The organism is Desulfoluna sp., from assembly GCF_030145185.1.
Classification (GTDB): Bacteria; Desulfobacterota; Desulfobacteria; order Desulfobacterales; family Desulfolunaceae; genus Desulfoluna.
Map to the genome: position 1 here is coordinate 1 of NZ_JAQYWB010000005.1, position 20,738 is coordinate 20,738.

Sequence of the window (20,738 nt, forward strand, 5' to 3'; positions counted from 1 at the left end):
CATGCTCCCCATATATTTCTGAGAAAGGTTTCTGAGAAAGGGTGGCAATGCATCAACCCCCTCCCCTATGCGCAGCTCTTCCCGCTGTCAAAACGAAAAAATCGATTCCCCTGTCCCCCACCATTCATCACACCTATCGGTGGCGCATATTCGCTCTGTTCCATCCCCCCACCGCATGCTATCAAATCTCTCATGGTATCGTGCCCATGGCCCCTTCTCGATCCAGTTGAACCCCACGGCACACCAGGAGACACAAAGAAAGGTGAAAAATCATGGGAGATTGGCCACCGACCCGCCTCACATTTTTATTGGCGAGATGGCCTCCTTTTGATATAGCTTATGAATCTATAGATATCTGATACACCAGATAGGAGATCACTATGAACCCTCTGTTCACCCCCATGACGATCAACGGCATGACCCTTGCCAACCGATTTGTCCGGTCCGCCACCTGGGAAGGCATGGCCGGACCCGACGGGTGCGTCACCCAACGGCTCATCGACTGCATGGCCGCCCTCGCCGACGGCGGGGTGGGGCTGATCATCACCGGACACGCCTTTGTGGCGCTGGAAGGAAAAGCAAGCCCCTGGCAACTGGGCATCCACGACGATGCCTTTCTTCCGGGGCTTCAAAAGATGGTGAATGAGGTCCACGTCCGGGGGGGGCGCATCGTCGCCCAACTGGCCCATGCCGGCCGCAGAGCCCTCCAGGAAGAGTCCGGCCTTCCCCCCCGCATGATCTCGGCCACAGGAACCGAAGCCCCCCCCGTCACGGAAATGGGTCCCTGCGACTTTAAAACCGTTGCAAAAAAATTTTCCGATGCCGCCAGCAGGGCAAAAAAAACCGGTTTTGACGGGGTGCAGATCCACAGCGCCCATGGCTATCTTTTAAGTCAGTCTCTCTCCCCTTTGGAAAACCGTCGCAGCGACTGGTACGGGGGCTCCGTAACACACCGCATGCGCTTTCTCCTCGAGGTCTACACGGCAATCCGCGAAACCGTGGGCGCAAGCTATCCGGTCCTCATCAAGCTTAACAGCTCCGATCACCTGGACGGCGGCTTCACCATAGACGAGGCCTGCGCGGTCGCCATTCGCCTTGCCCATGAAGGCATTGACGCCATTGAGGTGAGCGGCGGCACCCCGGAGAGCGGAGCGCTCTCCCCCATCCGAACACGCATCAACACTCCGGAAAAAGAGGCCTACTTCCGCGAGGCCGGGAAAGTCATCAAAGAGTCTGTCCAGGTCCCCGTGATGCTCGTGGGCGGCATTCGCTCCCTTGAGACCGCGGTCACCCTGCACGCAGAGGGCCGGGCCGACCTCATCAGCCTCTCGCGCCCCCTCATCCGGGAACCCAACCTCATCGCCCGCTGGCACCAAGGGGACACCACCCCGGCTGCCTGTACCTCCTGCTGCCGATGCTTTGTTCCGGGCCGCCGAGGCGACGGCATCCGCTGCATGGCCCGGGTGAAAAAATCATAACTCTGCGACAACTGCAGTGCCGCCCCGTGGGCTGGTTCGCGGCTGCGATCACGCCAAGGCGCAAGGGGGGTTGCCTTCGCAAGCCCCGGCATCATCGAGTTCCTGCCGAACAGCCGTAAGAAGCTGGTTCATCGCCACAGGCTTCATCAAAAAAGTCCGCACGCCCACGGCTTCGGCTTTTTGACGCGCCGCCCGGTCGCTGTAACCCGTGCAGAGAATCACCGGAATTCCCGGCGTGGATGTCAGGACCTCTTTGGCCAGATCAACACCGGTCATGCCCGGCATGGTCATGTCACTTAACACCAGGTCATAGACGCCGGAGGTTGCCTGATAATGTGCCCAGGCGTCCTGACTGTCCGTATACACCGTCACCCGGTATCCGGCCCGCATCAGCATCCGCTTCAAAAGAAAGGCCAGCTCCTCTTCATCATCGACCACCAACACGGTCTCACGTCCTGCGGGGAGATCCTCAACGGGCAGAACCTCAAGGGGAGCGTCGTCCCCTTTCACCGTTGGAAAACAAAGCGTAAAGGTGGTCCCCACGCCCGGTTCGCTCTCCACCGCGATGGTGCCGCCACTCTCCCGAACGATGCCGTGAACCACCGAGAGCCCAAGCCCCGTTCCCTTGCCTTCCCCCTTGGTCGTAAAGTAGGGGTCAAAAATCCGTTCACGATTAACCGCATCGATCCCCACCCCGGTATCCCGAACCAAAAGCCTCAGCCCGGAACCCGAACAATATCCGACGGAGGCTTCCATCGACACCGTATCCAGGTTCACTTCAAGGATCCCGCCGCCCTGCCCTTCCATGGCATGATAGGCATTGGTGCACAGATTCATAATGATCTGATGAATGCGCGTGGGATCCCCGTAAACCCTCACGTCGTCGGCATGAAGCTGCTCTTTGATGGCAATGGTACTGGGAAGGGTGGACCGAAGAAGGGTCAGGGCCTCTTTCACCACGGCCTGAACATGCACCGGTTTCAACTCAACCTGATGACGCCGGGAAAGAGCTAAAATCTGGCCGACAAGGTCCCGAGCCCGTTGAGCCGCTTTCAGAACCCCGGTCATATTCTCCGCCTCCACGCTGTCCTCTGGAAGGGAAAGTTGCGTCATCTCCGCATACCCGATGATGGGGGCCAGGATATTATTAAAATCATGGGCAATTCCCCCGGCCAGGGTTCCCAGAGCTTCCATCGCCTGGGAGTGCCTGAGCTGTTCTCGAAGCTGCTCCTTCTCCTCTTCGGCCTGCAAAAGTCGACTGATGTCTGTAAAGCTATTCACGATGCCCAAAAACTTGCCGTCCGCATCGATCAGAGTATTGGCATCCACCAGGCAGGGGAGGCCTTCACGGCTTGCCGTGGAAAAAAGGCTCTCACATTTCTGAAGGGGAACCCCGGAAAGCGCCTGCTTCAAGGGGCAGGCATCCGTTCTGCAAACGGAACTCTGAAGGACCTCATAGCACCGTTTTCCCACAATATCTGAGGCCTCCACACTAAAGAGCTCGCTGAAGGTACGGTTCACCCGAAGCAACCGAAACTCCCGATCAATAATCAACTTCGGGGTCGAGGCGTTAAAAACCTGGGTGAGCTCAAGGTTGGCACGAGCCACTCGCTGCCTGGCCCCTTCCAACTCGACGGCCTGGGCACGCAGAGAGGCCTCCGCCCTGCGACTGACCCGGGTGGCCCTCGCCACTGCGCGCCGGAGGCTCCGGCTCCAGAAGAATATGCAGCCCAAGCCCCCCCCGACCAAGATCAGGAGCACCCCAAAGCCATACCTCCGAAACACCGGATCGCGGTACATGGGCTGTGTTTTCAGGTAGTACCACTTTTTGAAAATCTCCTGCTTCTCCGCAGGGGTGATGAGCGCCAGGCCGCGATTGAGAATGTCGACCAGCATGGGGTGCGCCTTGGAAACCCCCATGCAGATTTCATAATTGTAATGGGTATACCCCGAGCACTGAAGCTGATTCAGCCCATGCTTTTCAATCAGATAAGAGATAGCGGCCACGTCCCCGACAAAGCCGTCCACCTTTTTCAGGATAACCGCCTGCAGGCCATCCAGGATACGATTGACCGGGACCAGCCTCATCTCCGGATACTTTTTCGCCAAGGCCTGATGGTCCGCGCTGTCCCGCAGCACGGCGACCTTCTTCCCCAGCATATCTTCGAGACTGAGAACAGCTGTCCCCCCCGTCCCCGTCACGATGGTGGTGGGAACCTGAAAGTAGGCCCGGGTAAAATTGAGATGGATTTCGCGCTCTGGAAGTCGCGCCATGGTTGGGATCACATCCACCTGGTCGGCGTAACCGGCTTGAAGGATATCGGCCCAGGTCCTGTATCGGACCCGTTTGAATGTAAAGTCCAATTTTTTTTCGATGAGAGCGATGTATTCCGGTGTAATGCCCTGAACGGTCCCCTCCCCGGTAAAAAACGAGGCGGGCGGCCAATCCGGTTCAAAGGCCAGAGTCAGTTGCCCCTGATGAGCATCAAGCCATTGACGCTGGGCAGCGGTCAACGGATCCTGAGTCATAGAGGCCGCCTGTGAGACGAACCCAAAAAGAGAACAAACAAACACGCAAAAATAACAAAGGGCGTGCCGATATGAACGATCAAAACGTATAAATCCCGACTGATGCATCGCTGAAGTCTTTACTTTTCGTGGATAAGCGACCCGAACCCCCGCCAGAAAATTGCCATAACACCGCGCCCACACCAAAAAGTCGTTCACAAAGCGTGGCCACAAGGCGAGGACAACACTCTACCGGATGATTTCAGGCACCCTCATCGTCATTGGAAATACCCGCACAGCCTTATTACCAAGGGCATCGTAAAAAATCGGCCATTGCCACGGGGCCTTCGCAAGGAAACCCACTGCAACGTCAACCTTTTCCCACCCTCTCTTCCATGCGGCATGATCACTCATCAACCTCATCACAAATGAGGCATGGAGCGTGACAGTTTCCCTCGAAGCACCTATCTCGGATGGCTCCCCCACCAAACCCTTCCTACATTACTTTTCGTCACAGTGAAGAAAACCTTTATCCCTTGTTGACGAAAATCGACCGCTCACAGCAGACGGACCACAAAACCTCACGCCGATTTCCCGGGTTCGCATTGCAAAAGAAGTCGACCCGCGGCCCCCACCAAATGATGGGTAAATTTCTCCAGAAGCGAAGACTTCACATTCCAGACATGCCAATAAAGGGGGACCAAAAGGCCCTTGTCTGGAGCCACACTGACAAGCGCTCCGGCCTTAAGCAGAGCCGATGCCTGTTGAAGGGGCACCAGGCCGTACCCCATCCCCTGGGAAATGGTGGACACAACGCCTATAGACGACGGAATCAGGTGATGCGGGAATCCTCCGGGAGGGACCGTGAACCAAGTTCGTAAAAACCGACCATGAAGATCATCTTTCCGGTTAAAAAGCACCGCCGGTGCCTTGATTGCCGACTCCGAATCAAAACCACCGGCAAACCAGAGACGGCAGAAGGCAGGCGTTGCCACCATGTAATAACTCATGGTCCCGAGATACTCCGCCCGACACCCCTGCACCGAGACCGGATTGGACGTAATGCACCCCACCGCTTCTCCACTTTTCAAAAACCGCAGGGTCTCATCCTGATCGTCCACACGCACATCCAGCAGCAACCGCTCTTTCAGAAGAAAAGGCGTTAAACCGGGAAGCAACCAGGTCTCCAGGCTGTCCGCGTTGACCCCCACGGCAAGGGAATGAAAAGCCCCATCCGCGGAAGGAGCCAGCGCATCGACCAAATCCACTTCCAGATGTGACACCTTAAAATAGTGAGCCAGAAAAACCTCCCCGGCACGGGTGGCGGAAGGGGGCACTGTCCTGCTCAAAAGCACCTGCCCCGCCTGCTCTTCCAGGAGTTTGACCCGCTGAGAAACGGCAGACTGCGAAATATGAAGCACCCGCGCGGCCTTTTCAAAGCCACCCTCCAGCACCACACGGGCCATGGCCTCTATTAACTTGTAATCGTACATGGAAAACTCCCGGTACCCTAAGAATGCACCTGTCATAAAAACTGCAAATTCGATTTATGCCCACGCCAATTATTAGAATTTCTTATGATGTATATATATAATTAATTTTACTTTTACAATCGAATCACCCTACATAGGATGCCTTCGTCAAGGACCGGAGACCCCGAAGCGCATTCGCAACCTGGGGTCCCCTGGCCGCCGAAGGCGAGTTTCTTTTCTCTCTTTGAGTGAAGGCTATTATTCAATATTTCAAGAGCCTTGACCCCATAAATAAACGGACACAAAAGATCATGCTTTTACCATTTTTCAAAGGCTTCGGCACCAGCGCCGGCCTGATTATCGCCATCGGGGCGCAAAACGCCTTTGTGCTCAGCCAGGGAGTCAGGCGCAACCACCACCTGGTGATTCCCCTCATCTGCAGTTTCTTTGACGCCCTTCTCATCACCGTGGGCATCCTGGGGGTGGGCACGGCCATGGCCTCGCACCCCGCCCTGACTCGAGCCGCCGCCTGGGGAGGTGCCGCCTTTCTCTTCTGGTACGGCGCAGGCTCCTTTCGCTCGGCTTACAGGGGAGGCAACCTGGAAACAGAGGAAGGGGGAAGCACCACCCTGAAAAAAGCGGTGTTGACCACCCTGGCCGTCACCTTGCTAAACCCCCACGTCTACCTGGACACCCTGGTGTTTATGGGGGGAATCAGCAGCCAATTCCCCCTGGACCAGCGTCCCTGGTTCGGCTTCGGGGCAGTCATGGCCTCCTTTGTCTGGTTTTTCGTCTTGAGCCTCGGCGGCAATCTCCTGGCTCCCCTGTTCAAGAAAAAAGCGGCCTGGCGCATCCTCGACAGCCTTGTGGGCCTCATCATGTGGAGCATCGCCCTCTCCCTGCTGATCAGCCTGGCCTGACCCCCGAAAGATTGACATCCTCGAAGAGATCGTTCAAGGTACCCCTATCGAAGACAAATTTCTTTAACGGTATCGTCCCCCTGCACAAGGCCGGCAAGACCGGCCCTCTGTAAGAAAACGATGCCGTTGGCGCGGTGCCCTTGAATCACCGTATCCACACGAGTCATACCGGGGAGTTGTCCATGGGCACAGGCAAAAAACCGACCTCCAAGTCTCTTTTTGATATCACCCGCATCAACTTTCTCAGCGTTCTGGATCAGCTGGACGAAGGCATCATCATCACCGATCATGACGGGATCATCGTCTATTACAACAACACCCAGGCTCAGATCGACGGAACCACCCCTGAAACGGTCATCGGCAAGCATGTGACCGAGGTCTACGAGCTCTCCGAAGAGACCAGCATGATCGCCAAGTGCATGGAGAACACACGCGCCATCCGGAACCGCACCTTTTTTTACCGCACCCGACAGGGGAAGGTGGCCCATACCATTCACTCCATCTTCCCCCTCCTTGAAGGCAGCCGTGTCACCGGGGCCATCTGTTTCGTCAAAGACTACAACATCCTTCAAAAAAGCACCCCCATGATCGCCATCCCCAACTTCAACAAAAACCTGGGGAACGGCACCCGCTACACCTTCGGGGACATCATCGGCAAAAGCTACACCCTCCAGCGTGCCATGATCACCGCCCGGGAGGCGGCCTCCTCCTCCTCCCCCATCATGCTCATCGGCGAAACAGGCACAGGAAAAGAGCTCTTCGCACAATCCATCCACAACCACAGCGCCCGAAAAGAGAAGGCCTACACAGCCGTCAACTGTGCGGCCATTCCGGAAAACCTCTTAGAGGGGGTGCTGTTCGGCACGGTGAAGGGCGCCTTCACCGGAGCCTTGGACAAACCGGGCCTTCTGGAAATGGGCAACGGGGGCACCCTCTTTTTAGACGAGCTCCTGGCCATGCCCACCACCCTCCAGGCCAAACTACTGCGGGTGCTGCAAGAGAAGAAATTCCGCCGCATCGGTTCTCACAAAGAGGTGGAGGTGACGTTGAAAGTCATCAGCGCCATGAACGGGTCCCCCCGAGAGGCTGTGAAAAACGGCCAGCTTCGCACCGACCTCTTCTACAGACTCGGCGTGGTGATCGTTCAGATCCCCCCGTTACGAAACCGGCTGGATGACCTCGAAAACCTCATCAGTCACTTCATTCTGACCCTCAATCACACCTTCGGCACCCACGTAAAAGCCATTTCCCCTGAGGTGATGGACCTCTTCAAAGGATACAGTTGGCCTGGCAATGTCCGAGAACTGGAACATCTCATCGAAGGAGCCATGAACAGCGCCGGTCAGAATAAAATCATCGACATCCAGCACTTCACCTCCGCCTTTGAGACCTTCGATGTCCTCGGTGAAGACGAGGACAGTGGCACATGGACGACCATGGAGACAAACGTCTTTCATAAACTCAAAGGGGCCGCCCCCGGGCCTCTGACTGAAAAAAACCTGTCAGAATCGCAGCAGGAAAGCGAACGCCAGTCCATCACCCACGCCCTGACCCATGCCGTGGGCAACGTTTCCAGGGCCTCGAAAATTCTCGGCATCTCCCGGCAACTCCTCCACTACAAAATGAAAAAACACAAACTCAACCGAAAAGCCTTTTCCGACACCCTCAACAAATCATAAGCGCTCGAGTGAAAAATATTTTTCTAAATAAGAAAGGAATTTTGACAAAACCGAAAAAGTGAAAAATTCCTTTCACCCCATGCCCCCCTGCCCTTCATCGTTCCCGCCAAACAGCGTTCACCATCGTCCACCGCAATCACGGTCGTTTTCGCCCCTCAACCCCTTGATGTTGCCTGAAGACTCAACTTCTGGCACGCCCCTTGCTCTTTCTATCCGGGCATGGGGTTACCAATCCGTACCGGGCCGTCCTGCCGCCGGTTACGAATGCAACATCATGTTTAATAAAGGGGTTACACATGTCTCAGACCGATCTTCAAAACGCAAGGTCCTTCGACCCAATCATTTTCTGGGTGTCGGCATCCGTCACTGTGCTGTTTATCCTGTGGTCGATCATCTTTCCAGAGAACATGGACACAACCATCAACGCCGTCTTCGGGTGGACCACTCAGAAGTGGGGGTGGCTCTATCTCATCACGGCGTTCATGCTGGTGGTGGGCTGTCTCGTCCTCCTGGGAGGGAAATACGGCCGCCTGAAACTGGGGCTCCCCGGGGACACACCTGAGTTCTCCAATTTTTCCTGGTTCGCCATGCTCTTCGGCTCTGCCATTGCCGCGGGGATCGTCTTCTGGGGCCCGGCAGAACCGGCCTACCATTTCATGACCCCACCCCCCTACTTCGGCGGGGAGGCGTTAACCCCTGAAGCCGGGGCCAACGCCATGACCTACTCCTTCTTCCACTGGGGGCTCTCCGCCTGGGCCATCTACGCCATTCTCACCATCGCCCTGGCCCACGCCTGTTACACGAAAAAACTCCCTTTAAACTTCTCCAGCGCCTTCTACTACGCCATCGGTGACCGCATCTACGGTACCTGGGGAAAAGTCATCGATATCTTTGCCGTGTTTGCCACCTTAGGCGGGCTGGCCACCACCACGGGCCTCGTGGCCCTGCAGCTCTCCAGCGGCCTGAAATACCAGTACGGCGTGGAGCTGGGCACCAACTCCATCTACATCATCATCGGCATCCTCACCGTGATCTTCACCATCGCCGTCTACACCGGGGTGGAAAAGGGGATCAAGATCATCGGGGACGTCAACATGTGGGTTTTCATCGGGGTCTGGTTCTTCATCCTGATCTTCGGACCCACCATCTTCCTCATCAACCTCACCGTCAACTCCTTCGGGCAGTACCTCCTCCACTTCCTGCCCATGAGCCTCTACACAGCCCCAGGCATCGAAGGCAACTGGCTCGGAGGCTGGACCGTCTTTTACTGGGCGTGGTGGATGAGCTGGGCTCCCTTTGTCTCCGTCTTCATCGCCCGCATCTCCAAGGGCCGCTCCATCCGTGAGACTGTGGCCGCTGTCCTGATCCTTCCCACCTTGGGGAACTTCCTCTGGTACGGCGTGGTAGGCGGATCCGGCATCAGCTTTGACGTCACCGCGATCCTTAAGGAACACGGGGTGGAGAGCGCCATCTTCGCCATCGCGCAGCACCTGCCCTTAACCGGCATCCTGGCGATCTTCCTGATCTTTCTCATCACCACCTTCTTCATCACCAGCGCCAACTCGGCAGCCCTCTCCCTGGCCTGCTTCGTCTCCGGCAAAGAGAACCCGGGGCGCAACCTTCGCGCTTTTTGGGGCATCGCCCTGGGTGCCGTTGCCGCGGTCCTTGCCGGCACGGGAAAACTCAAGGCGATCCAGACCGCCTCCATCGCCACGGCCTTTCCCATGATCTTTCTTCTGCTCCTGTGCCTCTGGGGCACCTTTCGGGGCTTAAACAAACACATCAAGGAGAATCCCGACTCGTAAACCACTAGGGACAAACCGATCAAAGGGGACCTTCCTCCCCCCCCGGAGGGAGGCCCCAAAATTTCAGGACTTTGCAACCTAAGGAGACGCTCGATGTACGACAGAATGCAGGAGTTAAATCAACAAGACTTTTCCCGCGTCCATGAAAGCGCCATGGATCTTCTGAAAAACACGGGCATCGTCTTTAACGACGATGAAGCCATCGAGATTTTTAAGCACAACAACGTCAAAGTGGAGGGAAAAACAGTCTTTCTCACCGAGAAGGATGTCCGTGCTGCCCTTGAAAAAGCCCCGGCAACATTCACCGTGGCCGGGCGAAACCCAGACAAATCCGTGGCCATCGGAGGAGACGACTTCGTCTTTGTGCCCGGCTACGGTGCCCCTTACATCATCGACGCCCAGGGAGAGCAGCGGGAAGCTGTCATGGAAGACTACGACACCTTCTGCAAGCTGATCCACACCTCCAAGTACATCGACATGAACGGCTGGATGATGGTGGAACCCTCCGACATGCCGCCGGAGACCGTCCACATGGACATGATGCTCTCCAACTTCCTCCTCTGCGACAAACCCTGCATGGGCTCCCCCGTCTCCCGCCAGGGAGCCAAAGACGGTATTGAAATGGCTGCCATCGTCTTCGGAGGTAAGGAAAAAATCATGGACCAGCCGGTCTCGGTCTCCCTGATTAACTCTCTGTCCCCCTTACAGTTCTCCGATGAGATGGTGGGCTCCCTCATCGAACTGGCCCGCAACGGCCAGGCGTGCGTCGTCGCCTCCCTGATCATGGCCGGCGCCTCAGGCCCTGTCACCTTAGGCGGAGTCGCCGCCCTGCAGAACGCGGAAATTCTGGCGGGTATCACCCTGGCCCAGATGGTGCGGGAGGGCGCCCCCGTCATCTACGGTTCCACCTCCTCGGCCATGGACATGAAGACCGGAGCCCTCTCCATCGGCGCCCCGGCCCTTGCTAAAAACACCAACGTCACCGCCCAGATGGCCCGGTTCTACAACCTGCCCAGCCGGAGCGGCGGGGGCCTCACCGACGCCCTCTACCCCGACGGTCAAGCCGGCATCGAATCTGCCCTGGCCCTCTCCACAGCGGCCCGTTCCGGCATCAACTTCATCCTCCACTCCTGCGGTATTTTAGGTTCCTACATCGCCATGAGCTTTGAAAAATTCCTCATGGACGAAGAGCTCTGCGGCATGGTCCGCCAGATGCTCAAGCCCATCGCCTTTGACGATGAGGGCATTGATGTGGAGATGATCAAAAAGACCGGCATCGGCGGACAGTATCTCACCAACCCGAAGACCTTCAAACTCTGCCGTACCGAATTCTTCCTGCCCGACCTCATGACCCGCATGAACTACGACGCATGGAGCGCCGGCGGCAAAAAACGCATCCATGAGGTCGCCGACGACAAGCTGAGCCAACGCCTGGCCAAATACGAAAAACCCGACATCGATCCCGCCGTGGAAAAGGAGCTCACCGAGTACGTCAACCGACGCAAAAACGCTTAATCGAAGGGAGCCCTGATGAATACCGAAGGAATCACCCAACGCATGGGACGCCACCTTGACCTCACTGTTTTTGCAGGATCAGCCGTTCTGGTGATTCCCTTCGTCCTGCTTGGAGCCGTGGCCCCCGCTCTGCTGAAGAGCATGAGCGGGGCCGCCCTTGGCTATCTCACCCAAAGCTGGAGCTGGCTCTACCTCTCCAGCGTCAACCTTTTTGTCGTGGCCGCCCTGGCCCTGGCGCTGTCTCCCTACGGAAAGATCCGCCTGGGCCGCGACGACGAAAAGCCGGAGTACGGATGGCTCAGCTGGTTTGCCATGCTCTTTTCAGCCGGCATGGGCATCGGGCTGGTCTTCTGGTCCATTGCCGAACCTCTGTATCACTACGCCTCTCCCCCGAAAGGGGTGGGGTCAACGGCCGAGTCGGCACGGCTCGCCTTTCAGATCTTCTGCCACCACTGGGGCATCCATGCATGGGGGACCTATGTGGCCGTCGGACTGCCCCTGGCCTACTTCCAGTTCCGCAAAGGCCTTCCCGGCACCGTCTCCCACTGCCTCTTTCCAAGGGGCAAGGGAAGCGGTGAAAAAAAGGCCACCCGCCGAATGGGCAAACTGGTGGACATGCTGGCCGTCTGGGCCACGGTCATGGGGGTTGTCACCTCCCTGGGGCTCGGAGCCCTGCAGATTACCAGCGGGCTTCATCTCTCCTGGGGGATTCCCGGAGGCGTTGGCACCACGGCAGCGGTCATCGGGGTGATTACCGTGCTTTACATTACCTCCGCCTTGAGCGGGGTCAAACGCGGCATCCGCATGCTCTCCCTGCTCAATGTGGCGCTCATGGTTCTGCTGCTGCTCTTTTTCATGGTGAAAGGTCCCTTTGGGTTCATTCTCAAGACCCTGGGCGTCGCGCTCTCGGATTACGCCACCGGCATTATCCCCCTCTCCACGACCTTCAGCCTCTTCGGGAACCGTGCCTGGACCGAGGCCTGGACCGTCTTCTACTGGGCATGGTGGATCGCCTGGGCCCCTTTTGTGGGGGCCTTCATCGCCACCATCTCCAGGGGTCGGACCATCCGAGAGTTCGTTCTGGGTGTCATGTTTCTGCCGGCCCTCTTCTCCATCCTCTTCTCCACCGCCCTGGGCGGAACCGCCATCTGGCTGGAGCTGGAGCAGGGAGTTGGCCTGGTAAGAGCGGTAAGCCAAAGCCTGGAAGCGGCGCTCTTTGAAACCCTGGCACACCTGCCCCTGTACGGCCTCCTGGCCTTTTTGGCCAACCTGCTCATCGCCTCGTTTTTTATCACCTCGGCAGACTCAGCCACCTTGGTGATCAGCCGGTTTTCCACCGGCGGCCTCGCAGGGGGACCGGAAACCACCGATGGAAAACTCCTCATCGTCTTCTGGGGGCTTCTGCTGGGGGGCCTTGCCATGGTCCTTATCTGGTCCGGCGGGCTCAAAGCCCTGCAAACGGCATCCATTATCGGAGCCTTCCCCTTTGTCTTCGTCATGTTTTTCCTTCTCATCTCCCTCACCCGGGAGCTGGTTCGGGAGGGGATACCCAAAGCATGAACGGATATAAACTGATGATTATCACTCACCCGACACATAACAATGGAGATTCATTATGTCTGATTTAAAAACCATCACCGAAACCCTTATTTCCGGCGACGTAGAAGCCCTCATGTCTCAGGTGAAAGAGGCTCTTGAAAAAGGCACCGCCGCAGGTGAGATCCTGGCAAACGGCCTCATCGCAGGCATGGACATTGTGGGCGAGCGCATGGAGACCGGGGAGATGTTCATCCCCGAAGTTCTGATGTCCGCCCATGCCATGGGCGAAGCGGTGGAAATCTTAAAGCCTCTGCTCGCCGAAGGCGAAACCAACACCGCCGGTCGCGTGATCATTGGCACCGTAAAAGGCGACCTGCATGACATTGGAAAAAACCTGGTGTCGATGATGCTGGAGAGCGCCGGGTTTGAAGTCACTGACCTGGGAGTGGACGTGGATGCCGATGCCTTCATGAAGGCCATCGAAGAGCTCAACCCCCATATCGTAGGGCTTTCGGCCCTCTTAACGACCACCATACCGGCGATGCGCGACACCGTGGACAGAATTGTTCAGAGCGGAAAAAAAGATTCCATTAAAATCATGGTGGGTGGAGCCCCGGTTAACCAGGCCTTTGCCGATGAAATCGGCGCCGATGCCTATGCCTCTGATGCCGGCTCAGCCTGCAAACTTGCCAAGGCCATGCTCCGATAACCCCAGCTCATAAAAATTGACAAAAGTTTGGCCCCAGACAGGGCCGCCGAAGGCATCATCCCAAGAAGGAGAGACCATGTTTACCGTTATCGGAGAACGCATCAACACCACCTTAAAAAAAGTGAAGGCAGCCACGGCCGAACGCGATGCCGACTACATTAAAGAGGATGTCCAGAATCAGGAAGCCTCTGGGGCCACCTACATCGACGTCAACGCCGGGGCACGCATCGGCCATGAAGAAGAAGACATGAAATGGCTCCTCTCCGTCATCCAGGAAGCCACCCAGCTCCCCCTGTGCCTTGACAGTCCCGACCCAGCGATTCTGGAGATGGCCTACGGCCTGGTGAATCAGACTCCCCTGATCAACTCCATCAGCCTGGAAAAAGATCGATTTGATCCCATGATGAAGTACCTCAAGGGCAAGGAGTGCCGCATCATCGCCCTGTGCATGGACGACTCCGGCATGCCCAAAAGCGTGGACGACATCTTCTCCCGGGCAAAATCCCTGGTGGAAGAGTTGGAAGGCATCGGCTTCAAGCGCGACGACATCTTCATCGATCCCCTGATCCAGCCCATGAGCGTGGCCGCAGAAAATGGAACCATGGCCATGGATGCGGTGGAGAAGATTATGACGGAGCTTGAAGGGGTCCACACCACAGGTGGCCTCTCCAATATCTCCTACGGCCTGCCCCAGCGCAAAATGGTCAACCGCATCTTCCTGGCCATGATGATGGCCCGAGGCTACGACTCGGCCATTATGGATCCCCTGGACAAAGAGATCATGGCGGTTTTAAAAACAGGCGACATGATCAAGGGCAAAGACAACTTCTGCATGAATTACCTGAAAGCCGTACGCGCTGGCGACATCATCGCCTGATCCGCCCCTGCCTGACAGGGCGTTCCCCCGACCCTGTCAGCGCCGGATCACGTGTGCGACCCGAAGGGCCCATGCCTCGCATGCGGCCCTTCCCCTGTTTCAGGGCGCAGCGAAATGGCAAAAAGCGTGCCTCCAACGGCACTTTTTATTTACACAACCAGGATAAGAGATCATGACGCAGCACACCCTCACCCTTCTGCCAGGCCGACGTACCGCCACCTGCCGTGATGGGGAGCTCATCGCCGCTGCCCTGGCATCGAGCGGAATCTTTCTTCGCACGGACTGCGGGGGCAAAGGGGTTTGCGGCAAGTGCCGGGTCTCCCTCTCTTCGGAGTCGGTGCCCCATGTCTCCCAGGCCGAAGCCGGGGAAAGGGGGACCGAGCGACTCGCCTGCCGAACGCGCATTCATGGCGACCTCACCCTCTCCATTCCGGCCGCCACCCTCATGACGGCCACTCCGGTCACCAAAGCCCCGGCCCTGCTCCCCGAAAGCTATTCGCCTGACGGGACACATACCGATGATGAGACGCTGGGGGTGGCCGTGGACCTGGGAACCACCACCCTCGCCCTCTACCTTCTCAGTCTCTCGCGCAACACGCTCCTCGGCTCCGTGTCGGTGAAGAACCCCCAGGCTATCTTCGGGGCCGATGTCATGGCCCGCATTGGCGCCGTCCGCGAGAATGCGGAGGCCCTGACAAAAATGCGGACCCTTGTGATTCGGGCCATCGAGTGGGGCGTCAAAGAACTGCTCACCGGAGGAAATCTCTCCGCAGGACGACTGAAAACCCTCATGGTCGTGGGAAACACCACGATGATCCATATCCTCGCAGGGGTTAGCCCGGGTCCCCTGGGCGTCTCCCCTTACGAACCGGTTTTTACAGCCCCCAGACGCGTTACCCCCGGAGCCGACCACTTCCCCCTGGCCCCCAAAATGCAGTGGGCCACCCTGCCCCTTCTCTCCGGATTTCTCGGCTCCGATATTGTCAGCGCTGCGGTGGCCGTGGACCTGGCCAATGCCCCGGTGGGAACCCTCCTCGTGGATATCGGCACCAACGGCGAGATCATGCTCAAAAGCGAGTCGGGAATCCTTGCCGCCTCCTGCGCCACCGGCCCCGCCTTTGAGGGCGGGCCATCTCCTGTGGCATGCCCGCCGTCGAGGGTGCCATCGACGGCGTCACCATCGACCCGGCCACAGGGAAAGCCCATTTTACCCAGATCGGAAAGCCGCAAACCGGCGCCACCGGGATCTGCGGCTCCGGAATCATCAGCGCCATGGCTGAGTTCCTCCGCGCCGGTCTGGTCCGCCCCGACGGACGCTTTGATTCCCGGCACATCACCGGCACGGTCCAGACCGATGACAAAGGGACCTCCTTCGTCACCATCGCCCAGGCAAACGAAGGTTCAGGGTTTCCGGCGGTCACCCTCACGCAGAAAGACATCCGCGCCATGCAACTCGCCAAAGGGGCCCTCATCGCGGGGATTGCCCTGCTGGTCCGACAGGCGGGCATGGAGGAGCCCACGGAAATTCTTCTGGCAGGAGCCTTTGGAAATGTGCTCAGGGAGGAGGACGCCTTGACCCTTGGCATGCTCCCCGAAGCGTGTCGGGGCAAAATCCGCTTTGTGGGTAACGCGGCGGGCACCGGCGCCGTGCTCGCTCTCTGCCACACGGAAAAAGCCGTCGCCATGGAGACCCTGGCCGCCACCACCCGAGTTTTTAATCTGGGTGAAGAACCGGCGTTCAACGAACTCTTCATCACCTCTCTGGGCTTTCCACATTAAGCGGAGTCATTCTCGCCCCTTTTTCATTTTCTGGACTTGCCCTGCACAGCCTGATTGTGTTATTTTTATTGAAAATTTTAGTCGGCATACAATGGCGTATGACGCATCATCAAGGCAACGAAGCCCGCATGGATCTCCTGAAACGAGATATCCCCGCGGGCTTTTTTATTTGTAAATGGGAGCCTGAGTTTAAACGGTCCCAGCACGCTGTGGAGTTTTATTACCATGAAAGACACAGGACGCATCCTCACCATCGATGCCCGCATCACACATAAAGAAATCCTTGCCCTGGCCACCCTGCCCTGGCGGGACCAGCCGGAGGCCTTACACGCAGCCCGACGGATCACCGACGAGATGAACCAGGTCATGCGGCCTGAGGCCCTTTTTCAGTGGTTGGATCTGAACGAGGTGAGAGACCAGGAAATTATGGCCTGTGAACCGGTCTCCGGGAGCCCGGTGCATCTCACCACCGGTGACTTTTCCCCCTACTTCCATCAGGCCACCCGTTTTTTAGCCGCCGTCTACACCCTGGGTCCCAAAGTCGACACCCTGCTGCACCGCCTGATGGTAAAAGGACGACACATGGAAGCCCACTTCGTCAACATGGGATCTCTTGCAGCCCTGACCCGAACGGCCTCCGTCCTCACACGCCTGGCTGAAAACCGGGCAAAAAAAGAGGGGGTCGGCGTCAGCCCCCCCTTAAGCCCCGGATCCATTGAAGGATGGGAACTTGAAAGCCAGCACGAGCTCTGCGCCCTCTTTCCCCTGGCCACCATCGGAATCTCCCAGGGTGAAGATGCCATCCTCTCACCCATGAACACCCTCTCCGTGGTCATCGCCATCGGCCCCGGCTTCAAGGATTCCCGAGCCGGGTCCCCCTGCCGCCTCTGCCGGATGGGGGGAAGCTGCACCCTCACCTGCAGCAACCACAAAGCAACCCTCAGAGACAAGGTGGCCTGACGCTCTTTTTTTTGTTTCTTGTCACACCACACAACAAGAGGTCATGGTGTAACAGACAAATCATACCCAGTCGCCGAACATTGCAGCCATGAAATACCCCATGCCCCCTTCGATCCAGAAAAAGACCTACATCAAGGCGGTCCCTTTACTCTTCGGGTCCCTGCTCGTGATATGCATCCTTGGCTTCTCCCTGTTCGGTATCCACAAAAGCTACACCTCCGCCATTCGGGATGCCCAATTAAGCAGCAGAAACGGATCTTTTCCCACTGGTGGGTCACGAACCGAGTCATCCTCTTTTTAACCCTGCTCCTCCTTGGGGCCATCGTTGCCGTCACCACGCTTCTTCATCAGAGCCACAACCGACTGATCAGAGCCCAGGTCCATCTGATACGGACCGGCAAAGCCAAGGATACACTGATCACGGAGCTCGAAAATGCCCTGAATGAGGTCAAGACCCTTCAGGGCATTCTTCCCATCTGTGCGTCCTGCAAAAAAATCAGGGACGACAAGGGCTACTGGGGGCAGGTGGAAGAGTACCTGCAAAAGCACACCGAGGCCAAATTCACCCATGGCATCTGCCCGGAATGCGCTGAAAAACTTTACCCGGATATTTATTTAAAAAATGAATTGAAAGACGAGACATGAAAAAAAGCAGACAGGAGCACCCAGGGTAGATGCCCCCTTTAAACAATGCGGTGAATAAGCTTCAATTTGTGACTGTTCAACGCATGAAAAAACAGCCTCCGGCGGCAAGGGGTGCCACCTTGAAAGCAAGTCCGATCGAACCGGTTAGGCTTAAAGCTCAGAAGAGGTCCCCCCCAGCAAAACAAAGCCGGCCAAAGCCCCCATCTCCCCCCCGGAGGAGGAGCTCTCAGCGGTGACGGTGTTCACCGTCCACCCAGCCAGGGTCGAAAGGACGGTAAAATCCACCCCAAGCCCGGACATGGAGGGCTTGGCAAGGCCCGCGTGGCGACAAAGCCCACCCTGGAGTTTCAGGCAAGCCTCAAATCCGCTGCAGAAAAGCGCCCGGCACCCGCCGGTGGCCACGCCCATGGTCACCACACATCCCGCGTTTTTGGCAAACTGCTCCAGAATCGCCGCGGTTTCATGGATCTTTCGAGACACGGGCAACCTCTCGTCGGTCATCAACACGGCCACCGGCACATCCACCTTGAACACCACCGCCTTTTCATACCACTCCAGGGAGAGCTGAAACTCCCGCGCCGAAGGGCCATGGGGCGGGCAATTGCCCGACGTCCCGTAACTCGGGCACTGAGGCTCGCGGCAATACCGCACCAGCTCCGGATTCACCTTAAGCGCCCCGGCATCGACGACCTGTGCATCGGAGACACCAAAATCCATGGCAAGGGCCACCATCTGCTCCGTGATTTCTTCAAGACTCATGGGGTGTGTAAAAGACATCAGGCCTCGCTGCATAAAGATTTTTGATTACCACCCTGTCTCAGCCATCATTAAGGGCAGGGGGGGGGTGTTAAAAGCGTGCTTCGTGGTTTATTAAAAGCGTGCTTGGTTCTTGGTTCTTGGTTCTTCGTGCTTGGTTCGAGGAGTCGCTGCGCTCCATCTATGATAAAAAAGCCGTGCGTGGGTGGCTGACATCGTAAGCCTTCATGGCCCCCAGAGAACTGACAGCTGCCGCAGATCTGGAACCTTACTATTTCAACACGTTGGAACTATGGCACATTACCTAAGCATAGCTGTGAATAGAAGTTATTCCGGTTAAAGTCAACGGCTGAGTTGAATTCTGCCCACTCACAGCTCATGCACTTGCAACGCACGGTGCGTCTCCTTGCACTTCACGCGAATGCGGATGCGAGATACTGAGAGTTCCGACAGCCGTAGAGCATTCGCAAACCCGCTTTCAAGGTGGCGCCACCTTGCCGCCGGAGGCTGTTTTTTCAAGCACTTTGACCATAGAAGGCAGGTTTTTCGGTCTTCTCATCACTCGTCTAACCCATAATTCTTGATCTTCAGATGAAGGGTCTTGCGGTTGATGCCAAGTCGCCTGGCGGTTTCGCTTTTATTGCCACCGGTCTCGTCCAAGGTCGCAAGGATGGCCTCTTTTTCGATGTCAGCAAGGGGTCTTCCGGCCATGGCGGTGTTCGTAAGGGCCTGGGACTGAGAAGAATCCGTCGAAGTCAGGTTCATGGGAAGTTCCCGCTCCGAGATGTACTCGCCGCACATGAGGATCACGGCCCGTTCCAGGGTGTTCTCCAACTCCCGGACGTTGCCCGGCCAGGGGTGTTTAATCAGTCGGTCCATGGCATCGGGGGTGACGCCCTTGACGAGCTTCCGGTTCTTTGTCGCGTATTTGTCGGAAAAATGCTGAACCAGCAGGGGGATATCCCCGTCACGTTTCCGAAGCGGAGGAATGGTGAGGGAGACCACGTTAAGGCGGTAATAAAGATCTTCCCGGAACCGGCCCTCCTTCACCTCGGCCGCCAGGTCCCGGTGAGTGGCGGCGATGATACGCACATCCACGGAGACCACCGATTCCCCCCCCACCCGCTGAAACTCCCGCTCCTGGATCACCCGCAGGAGCTTGGCCTGCATGGCCGCCGAGGTCTCCCCGATCTCGTCGAGAAAGAGGGTGCCTCCGTCCGCCTGCATAAACAGACCTTCACGACGACGGTCGGCCCCGGTAAAAGCGCCCCGTTCATGCCCAAAAAGCTCCGATTCCAGCAGGGTATCGGTCAGGGCTGCGCAGTTCACCACCACCATGGGCTTATGGCTCCGGGCACTCTTCCGATGAATCAGGCGGGCCACCAGCTCCTTGCCCGTCCCACTCTCCCCGGTGATCAGCACGGTGGCCTCCGAAGGGGCGATCATGACCAGCATCTCCCCCAGGGCCTTCATGACCGGGCTGGAGCCGATGATATCATCCAGGGAGGCTTCTCCAAGAGTCGCCCTCAACTGGCGGTTCTCTTCCTTCAACCCCACATGCTCCACAGCCCGATCCAGGGTCAGGCGCAGGAGATCAAAATCCAGGGGTTTCATCAGGTAATCATACGCTCCGGATTTCAGGGCATCCACCGCCGTCTCCACCGAAGAATAGGCGGTCATGATCAAAATCGGAATGGCCGGGTTATAGCCCTTGATCTCCTTTAAGGCGGCGATGCCGTCCATCTCGGCCATGCGCACATCCATCAGCACCGCATCCCAGGACGCCTCTTTCACCTGAGCCACAGCCTGAAGCCCGTCTTCGGCGATCCCTGTCTCATGGCCCCAGCTCTGGAGCAGGGTTTTCAAGGTGATGCGATGACCGCGGTCATCGTCTACAATCAGAACCCGTATCTTTCTATGCATTGAGCCTCCGCCGGCAAGGTGACGCCACCTTGAAAGCTTTTTTACGACGACCCTTTGCCCCCCTTTCCGTGGGACAAAGAGCCGCCGCGTATTAAAAAAAATCGGTCACTACTCAGCTTGTGCCTCCGGCGGCCCTGCCGGGGGCCAAACTTTTGAAAAGTTTGATAAACAGG

Annotated in this window: 14 protein-coding genes and 1 pseudogene; 11 read left to right on the top strand and 4 right to left on the bottom strand. The window is 57.4% G+C overall.

Translation table 11 applies throughout. The features are described from left to right. Positions 1-380: 380 nt before the first annotated feature. Complete coding sequence (locus tag Q1Q75_RS02090) at positions 381-1,478, top strand: NADH:flavin oxidoreductase (protein WP_300667357.1); 1,098 nt, start codon at positions 381-383, stop codon at positions 1,476-1,478. A 48-nt stretch (positions 1,479-1,526) separates the two neighbouring features. On the opposite strand, the gene Q1Q75_RS02095 is transcribed toward Q1Q75_RS02090, so the two are convergent. Then, positions 1,527-4,007 carry a transporter substrate-binding domain-containing protein gene (locus Q1Q75_RS02095; RefSeq protein ID WP_300667358.1) on the bottom strand — a complete coding sequence of 827 codons (2,481 nt, stop codon included), beginning with the start codon at positions 4,005-4,007 and terminating at the stop codon, positions 1,527-1,529. A 560-nt stretch (positions 4,008-4,567) separates the two neighbouring features. Further along, a complete protein-coding gene (locus Q1Q75_RS02100) occupies positions 4,568-5,479 on the bottom strand; it encodes a LysR family transcriptional regulator ArgP (protein ID WP_300667359.1) in 912 nt (303 codons plus the stop codon). Between the two features lie 290 nt (positions 5,480-5,769). Between Q1Q75_RS02100 and Q1Q75_RS02105 the strand changes: the two genes are divergently transcribed. The 10 genes and pseudogenes from Q1Q75_RS02105 (at position 5,770) to Q1Q75_RS02150 (ending at position 17,886) form a co-directional block, all read left to right on the top strand. Next, a complete protein-coding gene (locus Q1Q75_RS02105) occupies positions 5,770-6,378 on the top strand; it encodes a LysE/ArgO family amino acid transporter (RefSeq protein ID WP_300667360.1) in 609 nt (202 codons plus the stop codon). 182 nt (positions 6,379-6,560) lie between these two features. Further along, entirely contained in the window at positions 6,561-8,057 is a 1,497-nt protein-coding gene (locus Q1Q75_RS02110; RefSeq protein WP_300667361.1) for a sigma 54-interacting transcriptional regulator, read from the top strand. Positions 8,058-8,353: 296 nt separating this feature from the next. Further along, positions 8,354-9,862, top strand: coding sequence for a BCCT family transporter (locus Q1Q75_RS02115; protein WP_300667362.1), 1,509 nt, complete (start codon positions 8,354-8,356; stop codon positions 9,860-9,862). A 93-nt stretch (positions 9,863-9,955) separates the two neighbouring features. Continuing rightward, on the top strand, positions 9,956-11,377 hold the full coding sequence (locus Q1Q75_RS02120) for a trimethylamine methyltransferase family protein (protein ID WP_300667363.1): 1,422 nt from the start codon (positions 9,956-9,958) through the stop codon (positions 11,375-11,377). 15 nt (positions 11,378-11,392) lie between these two features. After that, positions 11,393-12,937, top strand: a complete 1,545-nt coding sequence (locus Q1Q75_RS02125) for a BCCT family transporter (RefSeq protein ID WP_300667364.1) — start codon at positions 11,393-11,395, stop codon at positions 12,935-12,937. Positions 12,938-12,992: 55 nt separating this feature from the next. Further along, on the top strand, positions 12,993-13,625 hold the full coding sequence (locus Q1Q75_RS02130; protein WP_300667365.1) for a corrinoid protein: 633 nt from the start codon (positions 12,993-12,995) through the stop codon (positions 13,623-13,625). 76 nt (positions 13,626-13,701) lie between these two features. Then, positions 13,702-14,502 carry a dihydropteroate synthase gene (locus Q1Q75_RS02135; RefSeq protein WP_300667366.1) on the top strand — a complete coding sequence of 267 codons (801 nt, stop codon included), beginning with the start codon at positions 13,702-13,704 and terminating at the stop codon, positions 14,500-14,502. A 172-nt stretch (positions 14,503-14,674) separates the two neighbouring features. After that, positions 14,675-16,281, top strand: a pseudogene (locus Q1Q75_RS02140) (ASKHA domain-containing protein). A gap of 225 nt (positions 16,282-16,506) precedes the next feature. Further along, the gene (locus Q1Q75_RS02145) at positions 16,507-17,241 is read left to right on the top strand and encodes a hypothetical protein (protein ID WP_300667367.1); all 735 of its coding nucleotides are present in this window, start codon (positions 16,507-16,509) and stop codon (positions 17,239-17,241) included. A gap of 171 nt (positions 17,242-17,412) precedes the next feature. After that, a complete protein-coding gene (locus Q1Q75_RS02150; RefSeq protein WP_300667368.1) occupies positions 17,413-17,886 on the top strand; it encodes a hypothetical protein in 474 nt (157 codons plus the stop codon). Positions 17,887-18,036: 150 nt separating this feature from the next. Here Q1Q75_RS02150 and Q1Q75_RS02155 read toward each other — a convergent pair whose 3' ends face one another. Together Q1Q75_RS02155 and Q1Q75_RS02160 are read right to left on the bottom strand one after the other, a co-directional pair. Then, on the bottom strand, positions 18,037-18,663 hold the full coding sequence (locus tag Q1Q75_RS02155; protein ID WP_300667369.1) for a DUF2284 domain-containing protein: 627 nt from the start codon (positions 18,661-18,663) through the stop codon (positions 18,037-18,039). 537 nt (positions 18,664-19,200) lie between these two features. Then, entirely contained in the window at positions 19,201-20,565 is a 1,365-nt protein-coding gene (locus Q1Q75_RS02160) for a sigma 54-interacting transcriptional regulator (RefSeq protein WP_300667370.1), read from the bottom strand. Positions 20,566-20,738: the final 173 nt, after the last annotated feature.

Bases quoted from the DNA above. Each gene is read 5' to 3' on its own strand.
- Q1Q75_RS02145 (WP_300667367.1), top strand. From the start codon at position 16,507: ATGAAAGACACAGGACGCATCCTCACCATCGATGCCCGCATCACACAT.
- Q1Q75_RS02160 (WP_300667370.1), bottom strand. From the start codon at position 20,565: ATGCATAGAAAGATACGGGTTCTGATTGTAGACGATGACCGCGGTCAT.
- Q1Q75_RS02125 (WP_300667364.1), top strand. From the start codon at position 11,393: ATGAATACCGAAGGAATCACCCAACGCATGGGACGCCACCTTGACCTC.
- Q1Q75_RS02110 (WP_300667361.1), top strand. From the start codon at position 6,561: ATGGGCACAGGCAAAAAACCGACCTCCAAGTCTCTTTTTGATATCACC.
- Q1Q75_RS02120 (WP_300667363.1), top strand. From the start codon at position 9,956: ATGTACGACAGAATGCAGGAGTTAAATCAACAAGACTTTTCCCGCGTC.
- Q1Q75_RS02090 (WP_300667357.1), top strand. From the start codon at position 381: ATGAACCCTCTGTTCACCCCCATGACGATCAACGGCATGACCCTTGCC.
- Q1Q75_RS02135 (WP_300667366.1), top strand. From the start codon at position 13,702: ATGTTTACCGTTATCGGAGAACGCATCAACACCACCTTAAAAAAAGTG.
- Q1Q75_RS02115 (WP_300667362.1), top strand. From the start codon at position 8,354: ATGTCTCAGACCGATCTTCAAAACGCAAGGTCCTTCGACCCAATCATT.
- Q1Q75_RS02100 (WP_300667359.1), bottom strand. From the start codon at position 5,479: ATGTACGATTACAAGTTAATAGAGGCCATGGCCCGTGTGGTGCTGGAG.
- Q1Q75_RS02130 (WP_300667365.1), top strand. From the start codon at position 12,993: ATGTCTGATTTAAAAACCATCACCGAAACCCTTATTTCCGGCGACGTA.
- Q1Q75_RS02155 (WP_300667369.1), bottom strand. From the start codon at position 18,663: ATGTCTTTTACACACCCCATGAGTCTTGAAGAAATCACGGAGCAGATG.
- Q1Q75_RS02150 (WP_300667368.1), top strand. From the start codon at position 17,413: ATGCATCCTTGGCTTCTCCCTGTTCGGTATCCACAAAAGCTACACCTC.
- Q1Q75_RS02105 (WP_300667360.1), top strand. From the start codon at position 5,770: ATGCTTTTACCATTTTTCAAAGGCTTCGGCACCAGCGCCGGCCTGATT.
- Q1Q75_RS02095 (WP_300667358.1), bottom strand. From the start codon at position 4,007: ATGACTCAGGATCCGTTGACCGCTGCCCAGCGTCAATGGCTTGATGCT.